18 protein-coding genes are annotated in these 18,522 nt (G+C 65.7%); 9 read left to right on the top strand and 9 right to left on the bottom strand.

The genetic code is table 11. The features are described 5' to 3' along the window. Positions 1 to 26 precede the first annotated feature (26 nt). From JOE41_RS10340 to rraA, 3 genes are all read right to left on the bottom strand, one after another. The gene (locus tag JOE41_RS10340) at positions 27 to 1,466 is read right to left on the bottom strand and encodes a sugar porter family MFS transporter (protein ID WP_209752284.1); all 1,440 of its coding nucleotides are present in this window, start codon (positions 1,464 to 1,466) and stop codon (positions 27 to 29) included. 211 nt (positions 1,467 to 1,677) lie between these two features. Continuing rightward, positions 1,678 to 3,330, bottom strand: coding sequence for an MDR family MFS transporter (locus JOE41_RS10335; RefSeq protein WP_209752283.1), 1,653 nt, complete (start codon positions 3,328 to 3,330; stop codon positions 1,678 to 1,680). 110 nt (positions 3,331 to 3,440) lie between these two features. Then, a complete protein-coding gene (rraA, locus tag JOE41_RS10330) occupies positions 3,441 to 3,971 on the bottom strand; it encodes a ribonuclease E activity regulator RraA (protein WP_209752282.1) in 531 nt (176 codons plus the stop codon). Positions 3,972 to 4,081: 110 nt separating this feature from the next. Here rraA and JOE41_RS10325 point away from each other — a divergent pair, with 110 nt between their 5' ends. The 6 genes from JOE41_RS10325 (at position 4,082) to JOE41_RS10300 (ending at position 9,707) form a co-directional block, all read left to right on the top strand. After that, positions 4,082 to 5,398 carry an MFS transporter gene (locus tag JOE41_RS10325; RefSeq protein ID WP_011693819.1) on the top strand — a complete coding sequence of 439 codons (1,317 nt, stop codon included), beginning with the start codon at positions 4,082 to 4,084 and terminating at the stop codon, positions 5,396 to 5,398. 178 nt (positions 5,399 to 5,576) lie between these two features. Further along, a complete protein-coding gene (locus JOE41_RS10320) occupies positions 5,577 to 6,122 on the top strand; it encodes a TetR/AcrR family transcriptional regulator (protein ID WP_232223561.1) in 546 nt (181 codons plus the stop codon). A gap of 304 nt (positions 6,123 to 6,426) precedes the next feature. Next, the gene (locus JOE41_RS10315) at positions 6,427 to 7,641 is read left to right on the top strand and encodes an NADP-dependent malic enzyme (RefSeq protein WP_011693817.1); all 1,215 of its coding nucleotides are present in this window, start codon (positions 6,427 to 6,429) and stop codon (positions 7,639 to 7,641) included. 125 nt (positions 7,642 to 7,766) lie between these two features. After that, the gene (locus JOE41_RS10310) at positions 7,767 to 8,267 is read left to right on the top strand and encodes a DUF456 domain-containing protein (protein ID WP_011693816.1); all 501 of its coding nucleotides are present in this window, start codon (positions 7,767 to 7,769) and stop codon (positions 8,265 to 8,267) included. A 41-nt stretch (positions 8,268 to 8,308) separates the two neighbouring features. Further along, on the top strand, positions 8,309 to 9,274 hold the full coding sequence (locus tag JOE41_RS10305) for a hypothetical protein (protein WP_209752281.1): 966 nt from the start codon (positions 8,309 to 8,311) through the stop codon (positions 9,272 to 9,274). A 73-nt stretch (positions 9,275 to 9,347) separates the two neighbouring features. Beyond that, a complete protein-coding gene (locus tag JOE41_RS10300) occupies positions 9,348 to 9,707 on the top strand; it encodes a nuclear transport factor 2 family protein (RefSeq protein WP_209752280.1) in 360 nt (119 codons plus the stop codon). Between the two features lie 17 nt (positions 9,708 to 9,724). On the opposite strand, the gene JOE41_RS10295 is transcribed toward JOE41_RS10300, so the two are convergent. Next, the gene (locus tag JOE41_RS10295; RefSeq protein ID WP_011693813.1) at positions 9,725 to 10,375 is read right to left on the bottom strand and encodes a LysE family translocator; all 651 of its coding nucleotides are present in this window, start codon (positions 10,373 to 10,375) and stop codon (positions 9,725 to 9,727) included. A gap of 104 nt (positions 10,376 to 10,479) precedes the next feature. Here JOE41_RS10295 and JOE41_RS10290 point away from each other — a divergent pair, with 104 nt between their 5' ends. Continuing rightward, positions 10,480 to 10,935: an Lrp/AsnC family transcriptional regulator gene (locus tag JOE41_RS10290; protein ID WP_011693812.1), complete on the top strand. Its 456-nt coding sequence runs from the start codon at positions 10,480 to 10,482 to the stop codon at positions 10,933 to 10,935. Between the two features lie 37 nt (positions 10,936 to 10,972). On the opposite strand, the gene JOE41_RS10285 is transcribed toward JOE41_RS10290, so the two are convergent. The 3 genes from JOE41_RS10285 to JOE41_RS10275 form a co-directional block, all read right to left on the bottom strand. Further along, the gene (locus tag JOE41_RS10285) at positions 10,973 to 11,641 is read right to left on the bottom strand and encodes a hypothetical protein (RefSeq protein WP_011693811.1); all 669 of its coding nucleotides are present in this window, start codon (positions 11,639 to 11,641) and stop codon (positions 10,973 to 10,975) included. Next, positions 11,638 to 13,134: a WXG100 family type VII secretion target gene (locus JOE41_RS10280; RefSeq protein ID WP_209752279.1), complete on the bottom strand. Its 1,497-nt coding sequence runs from the start codon at positions 13,132 to 13,134 to the stop codon at positions 11,638 to 11,640. Before JOE41_RS10280 ends, JOE41_RS10285 begins: the two co-directional genes overlap by 4 nt. An 84-nt stretch (positions 13,135 to 13,218) precedes the next feature. After that, on the bottom strand, positions 13,219 to 13,686 hold the full coding sequence (locus JOE41_RS10275; protein WP_043431192.1) for an Lrp/AsnC family transcriptional regulator: 468 nt from the start codon (positions 13,684 to 13,686) through the stop codon (positions 13,219 to 13,221). Positions 13,687 to 14,053: 367 nt separating this feature from the next. Here JOE41_RS10275 and gluQRS point away from each other — a divergent pair, with 367 nt between their 5' ends. After that, a complete protein-coding gene (gluQRS, locus tag JOE41_RS10270; RefSeq protein ID WP_209752278.1) occupies positions 14,054 to 14,950 on the top strand; it encodes a tRNA glutamyl-Q(34) synthetase GluQRS in 897 nt (298 codons plus the stop codon). 9 nt (positions 14,951 to 14,959) lie between these two features. Next, entirely contained in the window at positions 14,960 to 15,565 is a 606-nt protein-coding gene (locus JOE41_RS10265; protein WP_011693807.1) for an HD domain-containing protein, read from the top strand. On the opposite strand, the gene JOE41_RS10260 is transcribed toward JOE41_RS10265, so the two are convergent. Both JOE41_RS10260 and JOE41_RS10255 read right to left on the bottom strand, forming a co-directional pair. Beyond that, entirely contained in the window at positions 15,562 to 17,073 is a 1,512-nt protein-coding gene (locus JOE41_RS10260; RefSeq protein WP_209752277.1) for a carboxylesterase/lipase family protein, read from the bottom strand. The genes JOE41_RS10265 and JOE41_RS10260 overlap by 4 nt on opposite strands. A gap of 81 nt (positions 17,074 to 17,154) precedes the next feature. After that, positions 17,155 to 18,420: a low temperature requirement protein A gene (locus JOE41_RS10255; RefSeq protein ID WP_011693805.1), complete on the bottom strand. Its 1,266-nt coding sequence runs from the start codon at positions 18,418 to 18,420 to the stop codon at positions 17,155 to 17,157. Positions 18,421 to 18,522: the final 102 nt, after the last annotated feature.

The following is an 18,522-nucleotide window of genomic DNA, read 5'->3' as shown; positions in this document are numbered from 1 at the left end:
TCGGTCCAAAAGTGAGAGAGCGTCGGCTAGACCTTGACGGTGCCCTTCGGGACGAACAGCGTCTCCGCCTGTTCCAGGGACATCCCGTTGGTCTCCGGAACCTTGAACATCACGAAGAAGAACGACGCCGCCGCGAACAGCGCGTACATGGCGTACGTCAGGGGCAGTGAAGCTGCCGCCATCACGGGGAAGCTCAGGGTGATGGCGAAGTTGGCGATCCACTGGGCAGCCGCGGCGAGGCCCAGTGCGCGGGCGCGGATCCGGGACGGGAAGATTTCGCCGAGGAGCACCCATACCAGCGGGCCCCACGAGGCGCCGAAGCTGACCACGAAGACGTTAGCGGCCACGAGGGCAACCGGACCCCAGGCGCCGGGCAGTGAAATCTGCTCACCGGACCCGGTTGCCGAGGCGAAGGCCAGGGCCATGGCCCCCAGCGAAACGGCCATGCCCACGGAGCCTGCCAGCAGGATGGGGCGCCGTCCGATGCGGTCCACAAGTGCGATGGCTACGAGGGTGACCAGGATGTTGGTGACGGACGTGGCCACCGAAATCGTGAGCGAGTCCTTCTCCTGGAAGCCCACGGCCTTCCACAGGGTGGTGGAGTAGTAGAAGATCACGTTGATGCCCACGAACTGCTGCAGCACGGAGAGCGTGATGCCGATCCACACCACGGCCTGGAGGCCGAAGACCTTCCCGCGGAGTGAGCCCTTCTGGCCTGCGAGTTTGTCTTCCTCGATGGCGGACTGGATTTCGCGGATATGGCGGTCGGTGTCCTCTGCCGGGGCGATGGTTTGGAACACCTTGCGTGCCTCGTCCTCCTTGCCCTTGAAGACCAGGAAGCGCGGGGATTCCGGCAGGGTGTAGGCGATCCAGCCGTACACGACGGCGGGGACGGCACCGGCGAGGAACATCCAGCGCCAGGCCTCGAGTCCGAGCCAGAGCGGCTGGTCCGCGCCGCCTGCCGAGTTGGCGAACAGCGCGTCGGAGAGGAGGGCGGCGAAAATACCGGTGGTGATGGCCAACTGCTGCAGCGACGCGAGCCGGCCGCGCACATGCCGCGGCGAGATCTCCGAGATGTACGCAGGGGCAATGACGGAGGCCAGGCCGATGCCGAGGCCGCCCACCAGGCGCCAGAAGATCAGGTCCCAGACGCCGAACGCGAAGCCGGTGCCGGCGGCGCTCACCAGGAACAGGATGGCGCCGAGCTTCATGGCGGGGATGCGGCCGTACTTGTCGGCCACCTTGCCCGCGAGGAAGGCGCCGGCAGCGCAGCCCAGGAGGGCCACGGCCACGGCGAAGCCGGTGACGGCCTCGCTCAAGGCAAATTCGTCCTTGATGGCGTCCACCGCGCCGTTGACTACGGAGGAATCAAAGCCGAAGAGGAACCCGCCCACCGCTCCCGCGATTGCGAGGCCGATCACCTTGCGGGGAACGCCAGGGCGGCCTTCGGTGCTGGATGTGGACATGGATCTCCCTTGGGCTTTTTGATGCGTTGGGTTTTTAGCTGTGCGGACATCGTTGACCACGGAACCGGCCCTGTTGGCCGGCGCACACGCGCTAAACAGTGTGCCACTTCACGCTGTGAGGTTCCACTTAGGGCGGGTGGACGAAGGAAACAACACGGGAGGCGGCCCGGAAGGCCGCCTCCCGTGGCATGCGCAGGAACGGTGGACGGGCTTAGTGGGCCGCCACCGCTTCCTTTGAAGCCGTCTTCGGGTCCGTCAGCTTCTTCTTCGGCAGCGCGAAACTGATCAGGAAGGCAACCCCGGTCAGCACGGCTGCAGTGAGCATCACGGCGTCGATCGACTGTGCGAAGCCCTCGGTGATGGGGCGGGTGAGCACGGGGTTGGCCGTGTGTAGCCAGCTGGTGTCGTTGAGGGAGTCGTTGGTGGCGCCGTTCTTGAAGAACTCGTACAGCTTGGCGTTGGCGGGGTCGGCGGCCACGGAGGGGTCCTTCAGGACCTTCAGGTAGTCGGCGTTCTGCATGGCATCCTTCATGCCGGTGGCGATGCGGTCCGCGGCCAGGCTGAACAGCATGGAAATGAAGACCGCGGTGCCCACGGCGCCGCCCATGGACCGGAAGAACGCCGCGGAGGAGGTGCCCACGCCCATGTCCTTCGGCGGAACGGACACCTGCATGGCCAGCGTGAGGGGCTGCATGCAGAAGCCCAGGCCCAGGCCGAAGAAGACCGCGATGAGGCCCGGCACCCAGAGCGCGGTGTCGACGCCCAGCGAGAAGCCCATCACGGTGGCGGCCGCGGTGAGAACAGCAGTGCCCATGATGGGGAAGATCCGGTAGGTGCCCGACGCCGAGATGGTCCGTCCGGCGGTGATGGAACCGGTGAGGATGCCCACGGTGAAGGTGATCATCATCAGGCCGGCCTCGGTGGGGGTGAGGCCCTTGACCAGCTGGAGGTACATCGGGAGCATCGCGATGGCGCCGAACATGCCGATGCCGATGATGAAGTTCAGCAATGAGGACAGGCCGAACGTGAGGTTCCGGAAGAGCCGGAGCGGAATCAGAGCGTAATCGCCGGCGCGCTTCTCGGCCAGCAGGAACGCGATGATGCCCACCATGCCCAGTCCTATGCACAGGAGGGACGCCGCCGAGGTCCAGCCCCAGCTGCGGCCCTGTTCGGCTACGAGGAGCAGCGGAACGATGGCCAGCGTGATGGCCGCGGCGCCCCAGTAGTCGATCTTCTGCTTGACGTGTTTGGCGGGCAGGTGCAGGTAGAGGAAGACGACGGCCAGTGCGGCCAGCCCGATGGGCAGGTTGATGAAGAACACCCAGCGCCAGCCGTCAAAGCCCAGGATGTTCGCGGACCCGGCGAAGGCGCCGCCCACCACGGGGCCGAGGACCGAGGAGATGCCGAAGACGGACATGAAGTAGCCCTGGAACTTGGCCCGGTCCTTGAGGGCCACAATGTCGCCGATGATGGTCAGCGCGAGGGCCAGCAGGCCGCCGGCGCCCATGCCCTGGATGCCGCGTGCGATGGCCAGTTCGGTCATGGAGTGCACCGAACCGGCATACAGCGAACCCGCCAGGAAAATTACGATGGCGGCCAGGTAGAGCGGCCGGCGTCCGAAGATGTCGCTGAGCTTGCCGTACAGCGGTGTGCTCACCGTGGAGGTGATGAGGTACGCGGTGGTGGCCCAGGCCTGCAGGGAGAGCCCGTCGAGGTCGTTGGCGATGGTGTAGATCGACGTGGACACGATTGTCTGGTCCAGCGAGGACAGGAACATGCCGAGCATGAGACCCACCATCACTGTGATGGTCTGACGCTTCGTCAGGACGTCCCCGGCTACGGGCCCGGCGGCGGTTTTGGACATGACTGCTCCATTACAAAGAAAAGGGAATCAAGCTTGATAGTTGCTTTCAGTAACTATCTTACTTTGCGATTTGTTCCCTTTATCCTGCGAAGCCGCTGCGAAATGAAGAATTAACCTTGGCGTTCCACCAGGATGCCGTCCGGATCACACCACATCATGGCGCCCGGGCGCACCGTGACGCCGTCGATCTCCAGATCCACTTCCGTTTCGCCTGCGCCGGTTTTGGAGCTCTTGCGCGGATTGCTGCCGAGCGCCTTGACGCCGAGCGGCAGGTCGGCCAGGACCTCGCGGTCCCGGATGGCGCCGTTGATGACGACGCCGGCCCAGCCGTTTGCGACGGCGCTCGCGGCGATCATGTCCCCCATGAGCGCCGTCCGCAGGGAACCGGCACCGTCCACCACCAGCACGGCGCCGTCGCCCGGGGTTCCGAGCGTGGACTTAACCAGGGCGTTGTCCTCCAGGCACCGGATGGTGCGGACCGGCCCGCTGAAGTGCGAGAGGCCGCCCAGCGACTGGAACTGCAGCGCGATGGAATCGAGTTCCTCGCCCCGTTCGTCATAAAGGTCGGCAGTGTTGATTCTGCGGCTCTCGGGGATGCCTTCGTTGTCGGGGGTTTCCGGGGTGGCTGCGGAAGCGGTCATTGGTCCTCCTTGGAATCGGCTTATCGGGGGGGCATCACAACCCGCATGCGGGCCGTGATGCTCACGATAGTCTGATCGGACACCAATCATCAGTTCCCGGGGGAGCCGCCATGAGCCTGTCAGATCTGCCGGGGCACGTCCCGGACCCCTCCGCTGTGGCCTCGCCGCAAGCGGGAAGCCCGACGGCGGCGCTCGCCGAACCGGAGCGGCGCGTCCGTCCGCTCTGGACCACCGGCGTGGTGCTGGTGAATGTGGGAATCAACGCGGCTTTCTTCGGCCCCATCCAGGTTCTGCTCGGCCAGCAGGCCGCGCACTTCAGCGAAGGTGACAAGGAAGCCATTCTGGCGCTCGTCACCGGCGCCGGAGCCGCTGTCTCCCTGGTGGCCAACCCGCTCTTCGGCGCCTTCAGTGACCGCACCACATCACGGCTGGGCCGCCGGGTGCCGTGGGTTGTGTTCGGGGCTGTTCTTGGCGCAGCCGCACTCATTGCCCTGGCCGGCGCTCCGAACGTGGCTGTCATGACCATCCTCTGGTGCCTGGTCCAGGCAGGCTGTAATGGCGCCTACGCCGCCATTACCGCCGCGATCCCGGACCGTGTGCCGGTGCCTCAGCGAGGTGCCGTCGGCGGGCTCGCCGCGATGGGGCAGACGGTGGGAATCCTGATCGGCGCGGTGATCGCCGCCGTCGTCAGCGGGAACTTCGGGGTGGGGTACCTGGTGTGCGCGGGAGCGCTGATTGCCGGCGTGGCACTGTATTTCTTCAAGAGCGACGACGTGCCGCTGCCCGCGGAGGCACGCCCGCCATTCAGCCTGGCCGGTTTTGCCAGGGGTTTCTGGATCTCGCCCCTCCTCTATCCGGACTTCGCCTGGGCCTGGTTGACCCGACTGCTGGTGAACATCGGCAACCACATGGTCACCCTGTACCTGCTGTTCTTCCTGACGGATGCAGTGCACCTGAAGGAGACGCAAGGGATCGAGCCCGCCTTCGGCGTGCTGATCCTTACCGGCCTGTACGCGGTGATGGTGATCGTCACCAGCGTGATCGGCGGTCCGCTCAGCGACCGCATGGGCAAACGGAAGCCGCTGGTTATCGCCTCGTCTGTGATCATCGCCGTCGCGTCGCTGATCCTCGCATTTGCTCCCAACTGGGCGGGCGCCATAGCGGGCGCTACGGTCCTGGGAATCGGCTTCGGCGCCTACCTGGCAGTGGACTTCGCCCTCATCACCCAGGTTCTGCCCAGCGCCCTGGACCGCGGCAAGGACCTCGGCGTCATTAACATTGCCAATTCGCTGCCGCAGGTCCTGGCACCCCTCATTGCATTCCCGTTCGTCACGCTGTGGGGCGGCTACGTTTCGCTGTACGTCGCCGCCGCAGTGATCGGATTGCTGGGCGCTGTGTTCGTGGTGAAGATCAAAGGCGTGGACTGAAAACGGCGCACCGCGGCGGCTTCGGAGCCCACCGTTTTGACTAATCGGCGCCATGACCGGTGCCGTATAGTGGACTCGAATTGCTGCGGCAGTGCTGTGATGGGGATCGCCTGACCGCTATACGAAACCCACTCCCGGAACGCTGCTGATGCTTGAACTCAATCCAGATCTTCCCCCCATGGCGTCGCCGCCGACCCTGCCCAGACAACAGATCCGCTACGCCCGGATCCTGGATGCCGCCGCAGGATTCGCGCGGAAAGGGCTGGACTCCGTGAGCCTGTCCGAGGTGTCCGCGAAAGCCAATGTTCCGCTGGGAACCCTGTACCGGTACTTTCCTTCCCCCACCCACCTGATGCTGGGCCTCTACCGGAAGCAGCTAGGAGAGCTGCAGGTGGGAAGTTGGCCGGAATCCGGCGGAGGCCGTGTCCATTCCGTTGCGGGCGTGATGATGGAAATCTTCCACATGCGGCTGATGCAGCCAGCCGTGGAGCAATGCCTGAGCCAGTGCGTCTACGCAAAGGACAAGGACACCACGGTTCTCCTGCGCGAGATCGACGTGATCGCAGAGCAGGCCGTCACGGCGGCAACCGGTGACGCCGCCAAATCCCGCGTTCTGCTGCTGACCGTCTCCGGCCTGGTGCAGGCAGTCCGCTGCCGCAGGCTGTCACTGTTCGGGGCCGAAGAGGACCTGAAAAAAGCGTGTTCGCTCCTCGCCCGCTGCTAGCGCAGGCGTAACCGGTCTAGACCACCAAGGCATTCATGACGGCAAATTTAAGTGACGTAGCTCACCTGGAAGTGTGAATAAACGTTTTATCATGCCGGGTGGTCGGCCCAGTGTCCATTCTGCCGCCGCGCGTCTGTTTACCATTGCAGAACCGGAGCGGCTAGCAGCCCGTACCTTGCAGGAGCTTCACCGCGGCCCCACCATCCCTTGGGCCGCAGAATTTCCAGCCAGCCCACCTTGAGCCTCCTATGTGCTTGAGCCTTCATGTGCCGTGTGCCCACGGCTAGCCCCAGGAGACAACGACGTGTCCACTGAAACAATCACTCCCGCTGACAGCTCCGCCAGTTCCTCCGAGGAGGCAACCGTGCTGACCGACCAGGAGATCTTCGAAGCCCACCAGGGCGGCAAGCTGTCCATCTCCAGCACGGTTCCGCTGTCCAGCAAGCGCGATCTTTCCATTGCCTACACTCCGGGTGTCGCCCAGGTCAGCCGCGCCATCCACGGCGAACCCGAGCTCGCCAAGACCCTTACCTGGGCCCAGCGTCTGGTGGTTGTGGTCAGCGACGGCACCGCCGTGCTGGGCCTCGGCAACATCGGCCCCAGCGCGTCGCTTCCCGTCATGGAAGGCAAGTCCGCGCTCTTCAAGGCCTTCGGTGACCTGGACTCCATACCGCTGGTACTGAACACCACCGACGTGGACGAGATCGTTGAGACCCTGGTACGCCTGCGCCCCAGCTTTGGCGCCGTGAACCTTGAGGACATCTCCGCCCCGCGCTGCTTCGAGCTTGAGGAAAAGCTCATCGAAGCCCTGGACTGCCCCGTCATGCACGATGACCAGCACGGCACCGCCGTCGTGGCCCTCGCCGCGCTGACCGGCGCAGCGAAGGTGACCGGCCGCGAACTCGAAGGACTCCGCGTTGTGGTTTCCGGTGCAGGTGCCGCGGGCATCGCTGTCGCGGAAATCCTGCTCACCGCCGGCATCCAGGACGTCGTCCTGCTCGATTCACGCGGCGTCATCAACAAGGACCGCGCGGACATCGCAGCCGACCCCGCCAGCAAGAAGGGCCAGATGGCGCAGCGCAGCAACCCGCGCGGAATCACCGGCGGCCCCGGCGAGGCGCTGCTCGGAGCCGATGTGTTCATCGGCGTCTCTTCCTCGAAGCTGGACGAGGAGCACCTGAAGCTCATGAACCACAGCTCCATCGTGTTCGCCCTTTCCAACCCGGATCCCGAAGTCCTGCCGGAGGTCGCCTCACGCTACGCCGCCGTTGTGGCCACGGGACGCAGCGACTTCCCCAACCAGATCAACAACGTGCTGGCCTTCCCGGGAATCTTCCGCGGAGCGCTGGACGCCGGCGCCCGCCGGATCACGCCCGCCATGAAGCTTGCCGCCGCCCGCGCCATCGCTGAACTGGCCGAAGCAGAGCTGTCCGCCGACTACATCGTGCCCAGCCCGCTGGATCCGCGAGTCGCACCGGCCGTTTCCGCCGCCGTGGCCGCGGCGGTCGAGGCGGAGTAACAGCGGAGCATCCTCCGCCATGAAGTTCGACGGCGGTGCCTCCCGTGCTGGGGAGGCGCCGCCGTCGTCGTTTTCGAAAGCAGCCGCCGGGCGCTGCCCGCCGCAGGCAACCCTAGACTGGGGGCATGAACCCCGAGATCCTCGTGACCGTCCTCTGCGGCCTTGCCATCGTTGTGGGCGTGGCCGGCACCGTTATCCCCGTGCTGCCGGGCAGCATCCTCATTGGACTCAGCCTGCTGGCCTGGGCCATCTGGGGTGGCGCCGGAACAGCCGGGTGGGTGGTGTTCGGGGTGGGCCTGGCCTTCGTGCTGGCGGGAATGGCTGCCAGTGCCGTGCTCACGGGACGGAAACTCAGGGAGCATCGCATCCCCAGCCGCAGCGTGGTGACCGGGCTTGTCTTTGGAGTGGTGGGCATGTTCCTCATCCCGGTGGTGGGGCTCTTTGTGGGGTTCGCTGCCGGCCTGCTGCTCAGCGAATCACACCGCACGCGTGACTTCCGGACCGCCATGACCACCAGCTGGGCAGCCCTGAAAGCCACCGGCGTGGGCATGCTGGTGGAGTTTGGCCTGGCCTGCCTCGCCGCGAGCACCTGGATTATCGGTGTCTGGGTGGCCGCCGTCAGTTAGGCTCCCAGCGGCTGCCAAGCGTGCACCACTAGCATGGAAGCATGAGCGCCGGACAGACCTCAGGACCGATTTACCGCGACAGCCGAGACCTCACCCCGTTCGGCGTCGCGCAGGTCCGCACGCCGGTGCGTGACCTCGCCGACGGTGTCGGCGGGATCCTGCACACCGCCCTGGGCGGCCGGAACGGTGCTCTCCTTAGCGTGGACGGCCCCGTCCCCAGGCTCAAGCGGCTCCCGGGGAAGGCTGCCAAGACGGTGTACGACGCGGTCTTCCACAACACCGACCCCAACCGGCTGATCGCCGCCGGCCGCGCCTACCCGGGGTGGGCCGGGCTGTGCTACGTCATGGCCGGGCTCCTCGCCTACAAGCAAGGCGGATACCTGCGCGCCTCGGAGCTGCTGCAGCGGGGCCTCACCACCAGGAACGACGACGACGCCAACCAGTTCGCGTCCGGCTACCTGACGCGCGTGGTCACCCGGGTTGAAGTAGCCGAACGCATCGACGTTCCGGTGCTGTTCAGTGAGGAAGCCGTGTTCCTGGCACTTTCGCACTCGCTGCGGGAAACGGGCCACCTTGAGGCGGCGCTGCAAACCGTGTCCTCGCTGCCGCCGTCGCTGCCTGCCGCCCTGGCCCGCTGTTCGCTGGCGCACTCCCTGGGGCGGGACAAGGAGGTGGTGGTCTGGACTGAAGGGCTGCTTAATTCCGATGACCTCGCAGCTGCGCTGCTGCTGCTTCGCGCCCGTTCGTTGCGGCGGCTCGGGGCCCACACTTCAGCCCAGTCCGCGCTGAAGGAGGTTCTACGGCGCCGCAAGACGCATCTTGCGTTACGCAACGATGCCCTGACGGACCGCGCCCTGCTGCTGTTGGACAACGGGCGGAAATCACTCAATCCCCGGGACTGGCTGCGGGGGAAGCCCGCCGAACTGGAAACCTTTGAAGTCATCCGCAAGGACGTTGAAGAGCGCAGGCTCTGGGAACAGGAATGGAAACAGCTGGACCGGGAATGATCCGCGGGCCGGTACTGCCCCCCCGGGCAGCGGGACCCTTGTAGGCGGTGCCGGGTCGGGGTACAACGGACCAATGAGCGACGCAATCAAGCAGTGGATGGAAAAGTACATTACGGCGTGGACCACCAATAAGCCCGAGGACATCCGGGCACTCTTCACGGAGGACGCCGTGTACGCCACCCGGCCCTACGACCCGGATGCGTGGCGCGGGCACGAACAGATCGTGGAACGCTGGCTGACGGCGGCAGACGAGCCAGACGAATGGACCTTCGAGTGGTCGCCGCTCGGCTCAGACGGTGACCTGCATTTCGTCCAGGGACGCACCACGTATCTGGGGGACCGCCCCAGCTACGAGAACCTCTGGGTAGTCCGGCTTGGACCGGACGGGCGCGCCACGGCCTTCACCGAATGGTTCATGGAGCGCAAGGCCTAGCCTGGCACTGGAGGGTGCTACTGCCAGGTGATCCCGGCCGCCAGGGGAATCAGCTGCTCCGACAGCAGCACGGACCCCAGCGCCACCATGATGATTCCGCTGGCAAGGGTTACCCGCCGGGCGGCCCCGGGCCGCGAGTGCAGCAGCTTCCGGGACAGCAGGGCCACGCAGGTGTACACGACAGCCACCAGCAGGACGAATGTCAGGCCCAGCAGCGCGGACTGCACCGGAACGGGCAGGGACGCCTCCGGGCTGACGAACTGGGGAACCAGCGCCACGAAGAACAGCAGCCCCTTGGGATTGATCCCGCTCGTGCCCACGCCCTGGAGGAAGGTACGGAACTGGTTGGACTCTGCCTGGGGAGCCTCGCTCGTGCTGAAAGTGGCGCCGCGCCATGAGCGGATGGTGCCGAAGCCCAGCCACAGCAGGTAAGCGGAGCCGGCCACGGTCAGCCACCCGAGGACGCCCGGAAGGCCAGCGAGCAAGGCGGCCAGTCCCGCCACCATCAGCACTGTGTGCAGGACATAGCCGCCGCACAGGCCGGCCACCGCGGGGACGAAGCTGCGCTGTTTCAGGCCCGCCGCGATGGAGTAGGCCCAGTCCACGCCCGGGGTGCAGGCAAGGACGCCGGCAACCACCAGGAATGCGAGGAATAACTGGGGATTCAATGCGGCCTCCTACGATGTGCTGATAGGAGAAACTCTAGGGAAAACGCCGCCACAAGTGTTCCCTGATTTACTCCGGAATTGCAGCGACTCGGTAAGATAATTGCGTGATTGACCATATTGACAGAAATATCTTGCGCCACCTCCAAGAAGACGGCCGGATGACTGCCACTGCGCTGGCCGCAAAGGTGGGACTCACGGTGGCGCCGTGCCACCGGCGGCTGCGCGACCTGGAGTCGTCGGGGGTGATCCGGGGCTACCGCGCGGACATCGACCCCGCCGCCGTCGGGCTCGGGTTTGAGGCGATCGTTTTCGTGACGCTGCGGCAGGTGGACCGGCCCACCATGGAGATCTTCGAGAACCGGGTGGCGGACAATCCCAACATCGTGGAGGCGCAGCGGCTGTTCGGCTCGCCGGACTACCTCCTGAAGGTGATCGCGGAGGATCTGCCCGCCTACCAGCGCTTCTACGACGCCGAGCTCACCTCGCTGCCCGGGGTGGAGCGGCTGACTTCAACGCTGGTGATGAAGAACCTGAAGTCGAACGCCGGCCCGCCGGTTTAGGGGTCCGGATTCCCTCGCGAGGGCCGGGGCCTGCCAGTCAGGCTGCCGGGCTGACGTGGACGATGATCACCTGGGTGTCCTTGGCGCCGTCGTACCGGAGGTCGTAGTTGACCTCCAGCCCGGTGGACGTCCCCGGGGTGATGGAGAAGTCGCTTTTCTTCGCGGGGTCCGCTTCCGCGGAGGCAATCCACCGTTCGGCGGAGACGCCGTCGATTCCATAGCGCTGGACGCCGTCGCGGATCAGACTGACGTACTGGTCCACTGAATCGGCCGTGAGGAAATAGGTGACTTCACTGAAGTCGGGGCGCTTGTCCGTGGTGTTGAAACGGATCCGGTCCGTTTCGCCGGTGATCTCGCCGCTGGGTGCGGCGATCGTCAGCGCGATCTTTCCCGAGTCGCGGGTGTTGATCTCCGGGCCGTAGCTCTCCTCGGCAACCCGGACGTCCGCCTTCTTCAGGGAGCCCGAACTCATGTCCAGCCGCGCGGTCTTGGTGGCGCGTATCTGCTCCACGCCGGCGGCGTCGAGGGTGGAAAATTCGGAGGTACTCACGGTGCTCCCTTGGGACGTCGGTTCGGTGGCGTTGGGGCTGCTGATCTTGCAGCCGGTAAGGGCGAGGCAGCAGGCAAGGGCAACAAGAGCGGCGGCCTGCCGGCCAAGGCGACTCGTTAACGTCGGCTGCTTTAACGTCGGCTGCGCGGGCGTCACTGGTGCACCTCTGCGTCGAAGCCGGAGACGAAGCGGTCCATGATTCCCGGAATGTTATTGGTGGGGCGGTATTGGTCCACGCGGTCGTTGAAGTCGGAGCCGATGATTTGCCGGGCTCCCGCGGGGTCGGTGGCCAGGAGGTTCTGGTAGGCCGGCAGGGTGTCCTGCTGGATGAGGGCCCAGCGCTGGTCGGCGTTGGCGATGTTGCCGTCCGGGAAGCCGGTGGTGAAGTCCGTGCGGAACTGGGCGGGATTGTCCCAGCTGGTGAAGGGCACGTTTTCCGGGCCCGGACTTTCCACACTGAACTTGTAGGGGAACACTTCCGGGTAGCTCCTGGCGCCGGGGATGGACGGTTCGCCAGCCAAAGTGACCATGTACGTCACTGCCTCCCCGCTGGCGTGGCTGCGCATGGTGTCGTAGTCGTCGGCGATGATTTCGTTTTGCTCCCGGTAGAGGAGGGCAGTGTTGCCTTCCTGAACCTGGGCCGGGTCGCCGGAGTCGATCTGTGACCAGGCGCGTGCTGTCGGGTGATCGATCACCCCGGAGTCCCGGAGCCGGTTGATTTCGTCCAGTCCGTCAGTCATATAAGCCTGGTGCTGCCGGGCCTGGTCAAGGAAGATCTCCTTGTTCATGTCCAGCATGCTGGTTTCGTAGAATTTGATCTCCTGATCAGTCATGCCCGCAAGCTGCTCGATCTGATCCAGCATGGGAAGCGGAATGTCCGACGCCGGGTTGTCCGCGATCTGCTGGGCGAGGTCCCGCATCATGGCCATGTCCTTGAATCCGCCGGCAAATGACGGACCGATCATGTTGGCCATGCCCGCCCACTGCAGGTCCGGGTTGGACAGGTAGGCCTGGCCGTAGAAATCGTAGACCTTCTTGATGGTCTCCCAGTTGTACTCGGTGCCTTTGGAAGTATCCCAGTCGGCCGGGTCGATCCCCATGTCCCGCATGGCCTGCCGGTTCCAGTAGTCAGTGAGGAAGGCCGAATACTCCGGCGAATTCTTGTCAATCAGCCCGGAGTCGGCAGCTGCGTCGAGGGCGGCCTTTGCCGCGTCGGGGTTGGCAAGCGCCCAGTTCCTGAACTCGTCACTGTTCAGGTACGCATCGCGTTCCTCAGGCGTCATGCCGTTGAGCCGGTCCGTCAGTTCCTGGGCGGCGCCGTCCGTGGGAGAACTGCCACCGGTGCCGGTGCCGGGGCCGCCCGCGCCGCCGCCTGCTGATCCGGTGCTGGCCCGGTCCTGCTGCTCCGCGTTCTGCAGGAGGGCTTTGGATACGCTGTGGATGCCCGCAGCCGCAGCCCTGAGCGTCTTCGCGTGGGAGCCGTTCCAGTCGCTGCGGAAACGCTCGCCGTCGTTGCCTTTCCAGGGGCTGGAGGCGATGGAGCCGCCCAACTGTTGCCCCAGCTGCTCCAGCCGGCTTGCGCCTTTCGCCAGATCCTTCGCGAGCTGGCGTAGCTGTGCGACGTCCGCACCGTAGAAGTTTCCCGCCACTTTTCCCCCTGGTTGAAGTCCACGGCAAGCCTAACGGCTCAGGCGGGACGCGGCGATGGGGAGGACTCCCCGGTGCCCCTGGCTTCAGGCACCCAGCAGCCCGGTGGTCCGGTAGGGAATGACCTCGCGCAGGAACATGCTGGTGGACGTGCGGACGATCCCGGGGCAGAGGCGGATTTCCTCGGACACCCGGTAGAGGTCGTCCGGGCTTTTGGCCACCACGCGGATGAGGAGGTCGGTGTCGCCGGCCGGCGCGTGGCATTCCAGTACTTCGGGGATCTTGCGCAGCGCGGCGATGGCTTCGTTCAAGTGGCTCTGGTCCAGTTCGGCGCTCACCGCTGCTGCCACGCCGCGGCCCAGCGCCGAAGGCAGCACGCGGCTGCTGTTGGGGCGGAGGGCGCCCGACGCCGTCATCCGCTCCAAGCGCGACTGTACGGTTCCTCGCGCCAGGCCCAGCTTCTGTGCCAGCACCATGATGGGCACGCGTGGGTCGTCGTCCAGTGCGGCCAGGATCCGCCGGTCCGTTGGATCGAGTTCCTGCAATCTGACCACTTCCTGCCTGTCGTCCGCCCGGTGATTGATCAAATTGACCAAAGAAGCACCAGCTCGTTGCGCCTACTGTAGGGCTTCTGTTGAAATGATGGCAACAAGGGAGGCAGGCTACCGCCGGATCCCGCAGGCTACAGGAGCCCCGGCACACCACCCGGTCCCTGGACAAGGTTTCCCGCAAGGCGGCCGCCGCTGATTGGCACTTGTTCACGCATCGTCATTCGCAATCGTTATTCCGCTAGCAGTGCAACGGGTCCGGAGCCACGCTCCCGGGCCCGGCACGGCAAGAGCCCCTGAGCCACCGACGCCGGATCACCCGGAGTGTTCGGTAGCTGAGGGGCTCTTGTGTTGTCCCGATTAGGCTGGTGCCATGACATCAGCCGGCCGTTTCGCCCCCAGCCCTTCCGGCGAACTCCATGTGGGGAATCTCAGGACGGCGATCCTGGCCTGGCTCTTCGCCCGCTCCACCGGCCGGCGGTTCCTGCTGCGCGTGGAAGACCTGGACCGGGCCCGTGCGGGCGCTGAGGCGGAGCAGCTCCGCGATCTGGCGGCGATCGGCGTGACCTGGGACGAAGGCGTCGTGCGCCAAACAGAACGCGAGCCGCTGTATGCGGAAGCGATCAACAGCCTGGCCGCCGCCGGCCTGACGTACGAATGCTTCTGTACCCGGCGCGAAATCCAGGAGGCGCCGTCCGCGCCGCACGCCCCGCAGGGTGCCTACCCCGGAACATGCCGGAACCTCGATCCGGCGGAGCGTGACTTCAAGAAGTCGATTCGGCCCGCTGCCATCCGGCTTCGCTCGACCGTGACCGACTGGACGGTGGAAGACCGGCTGCACGGCACATACACCGGCGTGGTGGACGACTTCGTACTACGACGGAATGACGGGGTGACTGCCTACAACCTGGCAGTGGTGGTGGATGACACGGCGCAGGGTATAGACCAGGTGGTGCGCGGGGACGACCTGCTGCCCTCCACGCCCCGCCAGGCCTACTTGGCTTCCCTCTTGAATATTCCCGTTCCGGAATATGCTCACGTGCCGCTGGTGGTGAATGCCGACGGCGCCCGGCTGGCCAAGCGCGACGGCGCCGTGACACTGGCCGACCTTGCCGCCGCCGGGCTGGATGCCTTGCGGGTCCGGGACATCATCCTGGAGTCGCTTGGGCTCCCGCCCGGACCTCTGCCGCGGGCCCTCACGCACTTTGATCCCTCGGCGCTGCCGCTGGAGCCGTGGGTGTGGCCCGGTGTACCGGACGCAGGCGCGTAGGCTGGAACCATGCCAGAAACAGGAACCACGGACTCAAACGTCCCCCAGCCACGATTCACTGTTGAGACGGCCAAGGTCCTCGCCGAAGTTGCCCATAACCGCCAAAAGGACAAGCTGAAGCGGCCGTACCGCGAACATGTTCTCGCCGTCGGCGATGCGCTGGCGGACTTCGACGACGACATCCGGATTGCCGGCTACCTGCACGACATTGCGGAGGACACCCCCATCACCCGGCAGGCTCTGCTGGACATGGGTGTTTCCGAACGCGCCGTGGGCATCATTGAGCGTGTCACCAAGCGGTTGCACGACAACCCGGACGACTACCAGGCCGGCATCCGGTTCATCGCCGAGGACCATGACGCCACCCTGGTCAAAATCGCCGACAACGCCCACAACTCACTGCCCGAACGGGTCAAGGCGCTGGCGGAAAAGTGGCCGGACAAGCCGCCCGTCACCCGCTATGACGATGCCCGGCCGGTGCTCTATGACGCGGTGCCCGTTGAAGAAATCCGGTTGATCCTGGCCCGCGTGAACCCCTGGTTGCTCGAAGAACTGGACGACCGCTTGGACGAGGCGGACGACACCGACTACGAGAACCTCTCCTACGAGTCCTAGCGGACGCCCTCCCAGAGGTCCCGTTCCCATGACCGGGGGTCGTAGACGACTCCGGCGCCGGTATTGAACAGCATGGTGGCGCGGCGCTCGGGATCGTAGCCGGGCCAGCCCGGATCGCCTGTAGAGGCGAAGGAAATCCACGCGGCGTGCATGGCATCAGCCAGTTCCTGCGGCGGGTCTGTTCCAAGCAGCGGTCCGAAGAGCCTGGAGCTCGTGTCCAGGGTGTCGAAAACGAACGGCACCTCCATGGCGTGGACTGCGCCAAGGCCCGGGGCAGGCCAGGCAAATTCGTACATGTACGTACGCGCCGACGCCGTAGACAATGCTTTCGCATGGGCATCCGCCAGGCGTAGCGCCGGAATCCGCACCCACCAGTCGGTTTCCACAGCGGCAAGCAGCTCGCCGGGAGAACTGGCCGGATAGTGGGACCGGTACTCGCGCAATGCAGTCTCGGCGGGGAGCCCGTACACGCCGATTGGCGGGAAGCCGTCCACACTCCTGGACTCCGCCAGGTCGCGCTCCGTGACCTTGGCGATTACCCCGGTAATGGCAAGGAACAGCTTCCAGTCCTCGGCATTGCTGCCGATCATGACGTCCACTGTGGAGCCGGCGCCGGCAGCGATCCGTTCGATGGGGCGGCGGGGAATGACGTCGCCGTCGACTGACGGTTGCCAGAGCATCGAGCTGGCCACCACCTCGGGTCCCCAGCGCGCCGGGTCCGGGCGGGCCGCCAGGTCCGCCTTCAGCTCCGTCTGCGCCGCGAGGAATCGCTGAACGGGGACCGCTGCCATTGCCTCCCGGGTCGGCGAAACCCCGAGCTTCTCGGAAAGGAATCCGCCGATCCTTTGGGCGGTCTCGGTGGGGAGGACATGATGGGCGGCGCCGCTCTGAAGGATGGCCCGACGGAACAGCCCCTCGGCGCGGGGCATCGAGAGGAGAACTCCGATGCTCATGGCACCTGCCGACTGGCCGAACACGGTGACGTTGGCGGGATCTCCGCCGAAGGCTGCAATGTTGTCACGGACCCACTCCAGGGCCGCCACCTGGTCGAGGAGGCCGATGTTGGCCTGACCGTCACCAAGGTCCAGGAACCCGTCGGCGCCGACGCGCCAGTTGATCACCACACAAATGACGCCATCCCTGGCGAAGGTCCTGCCGTTGTACGACGCCGTCGAGCCGATTTCGAATGCGCCGCCCTGGATCCAGACCATAACCGGCAGGCCGCCGTTGCCGGGGTCCGGTGTCCAGACGTTGAGGTTCAGGCAGTCCTCGCCGGCCAGGGCTGTGTCCCACTCCGTACCCGCACTTTCCGGAGGAGCAAGCTGGAAAGGGGAGTCGCCGTACTTCATGGCGTCCCGCACGCCGCTCCAGGGCTGGACCGGCTGCGGCGGCCGAAGCCGGTTCACGCCCGCCGTCGACGCCGCGAACGGAATGCCCAGGAAACAGTGCACGCCGTCGGCAAGGCTGCCACGCAGCTGGCCGTGCGTGGTCTTGACGACAGTGTCCATGGCTACCACCTCACGGGTCGGGGGTTTCTGGCCCTGGGGACACCTTGGCAGCCCGCGGCGGTGTTGTTGAAGGGCCGAAGGTCACCCCTTGGTGGTCGGGCCCGTCGAGACCTCCCGCTCCAACCGCTCCAGTGCTGCGCTCATTTTGCCGGTGCCGCGCTTCTCGTCAATGACAATCGAAACGCCCAGCGCCAGCACGATCACCAGCAAGCAGACGGGCACGGAGACCCCGGCAGCGGCGAGCCCAACGCTGCCCGCCAGCGCCGCGAGGACGCCCGCCGCGACGGCAATGACGGTGCGGTCCACGCAGATCATCACGCTGTAAAGCCACGTCAGGGAGAGTTTGAACACCGCTACGGGGGCCGCGATGCAGGCCACGGCCAGTGCGGCGCCTATATGGGCCTCATCGTCGATGTAGTAGGCCGCCACGTGCAGTCCGGCGCCGGTTGCAGCGATGGCAGCAAAGATGGGGATGTGCCCGTAGCCGAAGAAGAAGGAGCGGTGCCGCTGAAGGTGGAGGGCACGGCCGGCGGGCAGGATGAAGTAGATCCACCACATGGCGAAGGCCAGCGCCGTGCCGCCGAAACCCACCAGGGCGGCGTCGACGCTCCAGCCATGGTTTGCCACGATGGCGCGGAGGGTTTCGATGGCGCCGATCAGGCATTCGCCGAGGGCAATGATGGCCAGGAGCCCGTAGCGTTCGGCAATGTGGTGCGCGTGCCACGGAGTCCGCATGGAACGTTCCGCCACGTACGGCGTCGCCATTTCCAGCACGTAGAGGGGGACGGTCATCAGGATGGTGGCCAGCAGGTCCGCCTGAATGATCAGCACTGCGATCCAGCCGAGCTGCACCACACCGAGGTAGGTTGCATAGCGCAGGCACGTCTGGCGGCGGGCCGGGTCCTGCCGCGCCGCACGCAGCCACTGGAACACCAAGGCCAGGCGCATAATTACGTAGCCGCCCACAATGACGGCGTTGTCCACATGGTCGCCCTCCACCAGTGAGCGGAACAGCGGCTCGATCCCCATGGCCAGAATGAGCACACCAAGAATCTGGATCATAGTGACCACCCGGAAGACCCAGTCGTCCGTGTCGTACGCGCTGGCGAACCAGGTGAAGTTGATCCATGCCCAGATCACGGCAAACATGGCGAAGGAGAACCCGAGCAGCCCTGCACCGAAGTGGGCCTCGGCGATTTCGTGGGCGAACTGGCTTCCCGCCACTCCGAACGCGATCACAAAGGTCAGGTCGAAAAACAGCTCCAGCGGAGTAGCTGCCCGATGCTGCTCATGCGGGTCGCGGCCGCCCATGCGGGCCATGGCATGCCTGAGGGGGTTGGAAGACATGGGTCAAAGATTACCGCCGAAGCCACAGCAGACCGATATACGTGAGGTCGAAGACGCTGCAGAGGGCGTCGCTGTCCAGGTGATGCCGCTGACAACAGCGGG

It is taken from the genome of Arthrobacter sp. PvP103 (assembly GCF_017833075.1).
Classification (GTDB): Bacteria; Actinomycetota; Actinomycetes; order Actinomycetales; family Micrococcaceae; genus Arthrobacter.
This window is presented reverse-complemented; position numbering and strand designations above follow the sequence as displayed.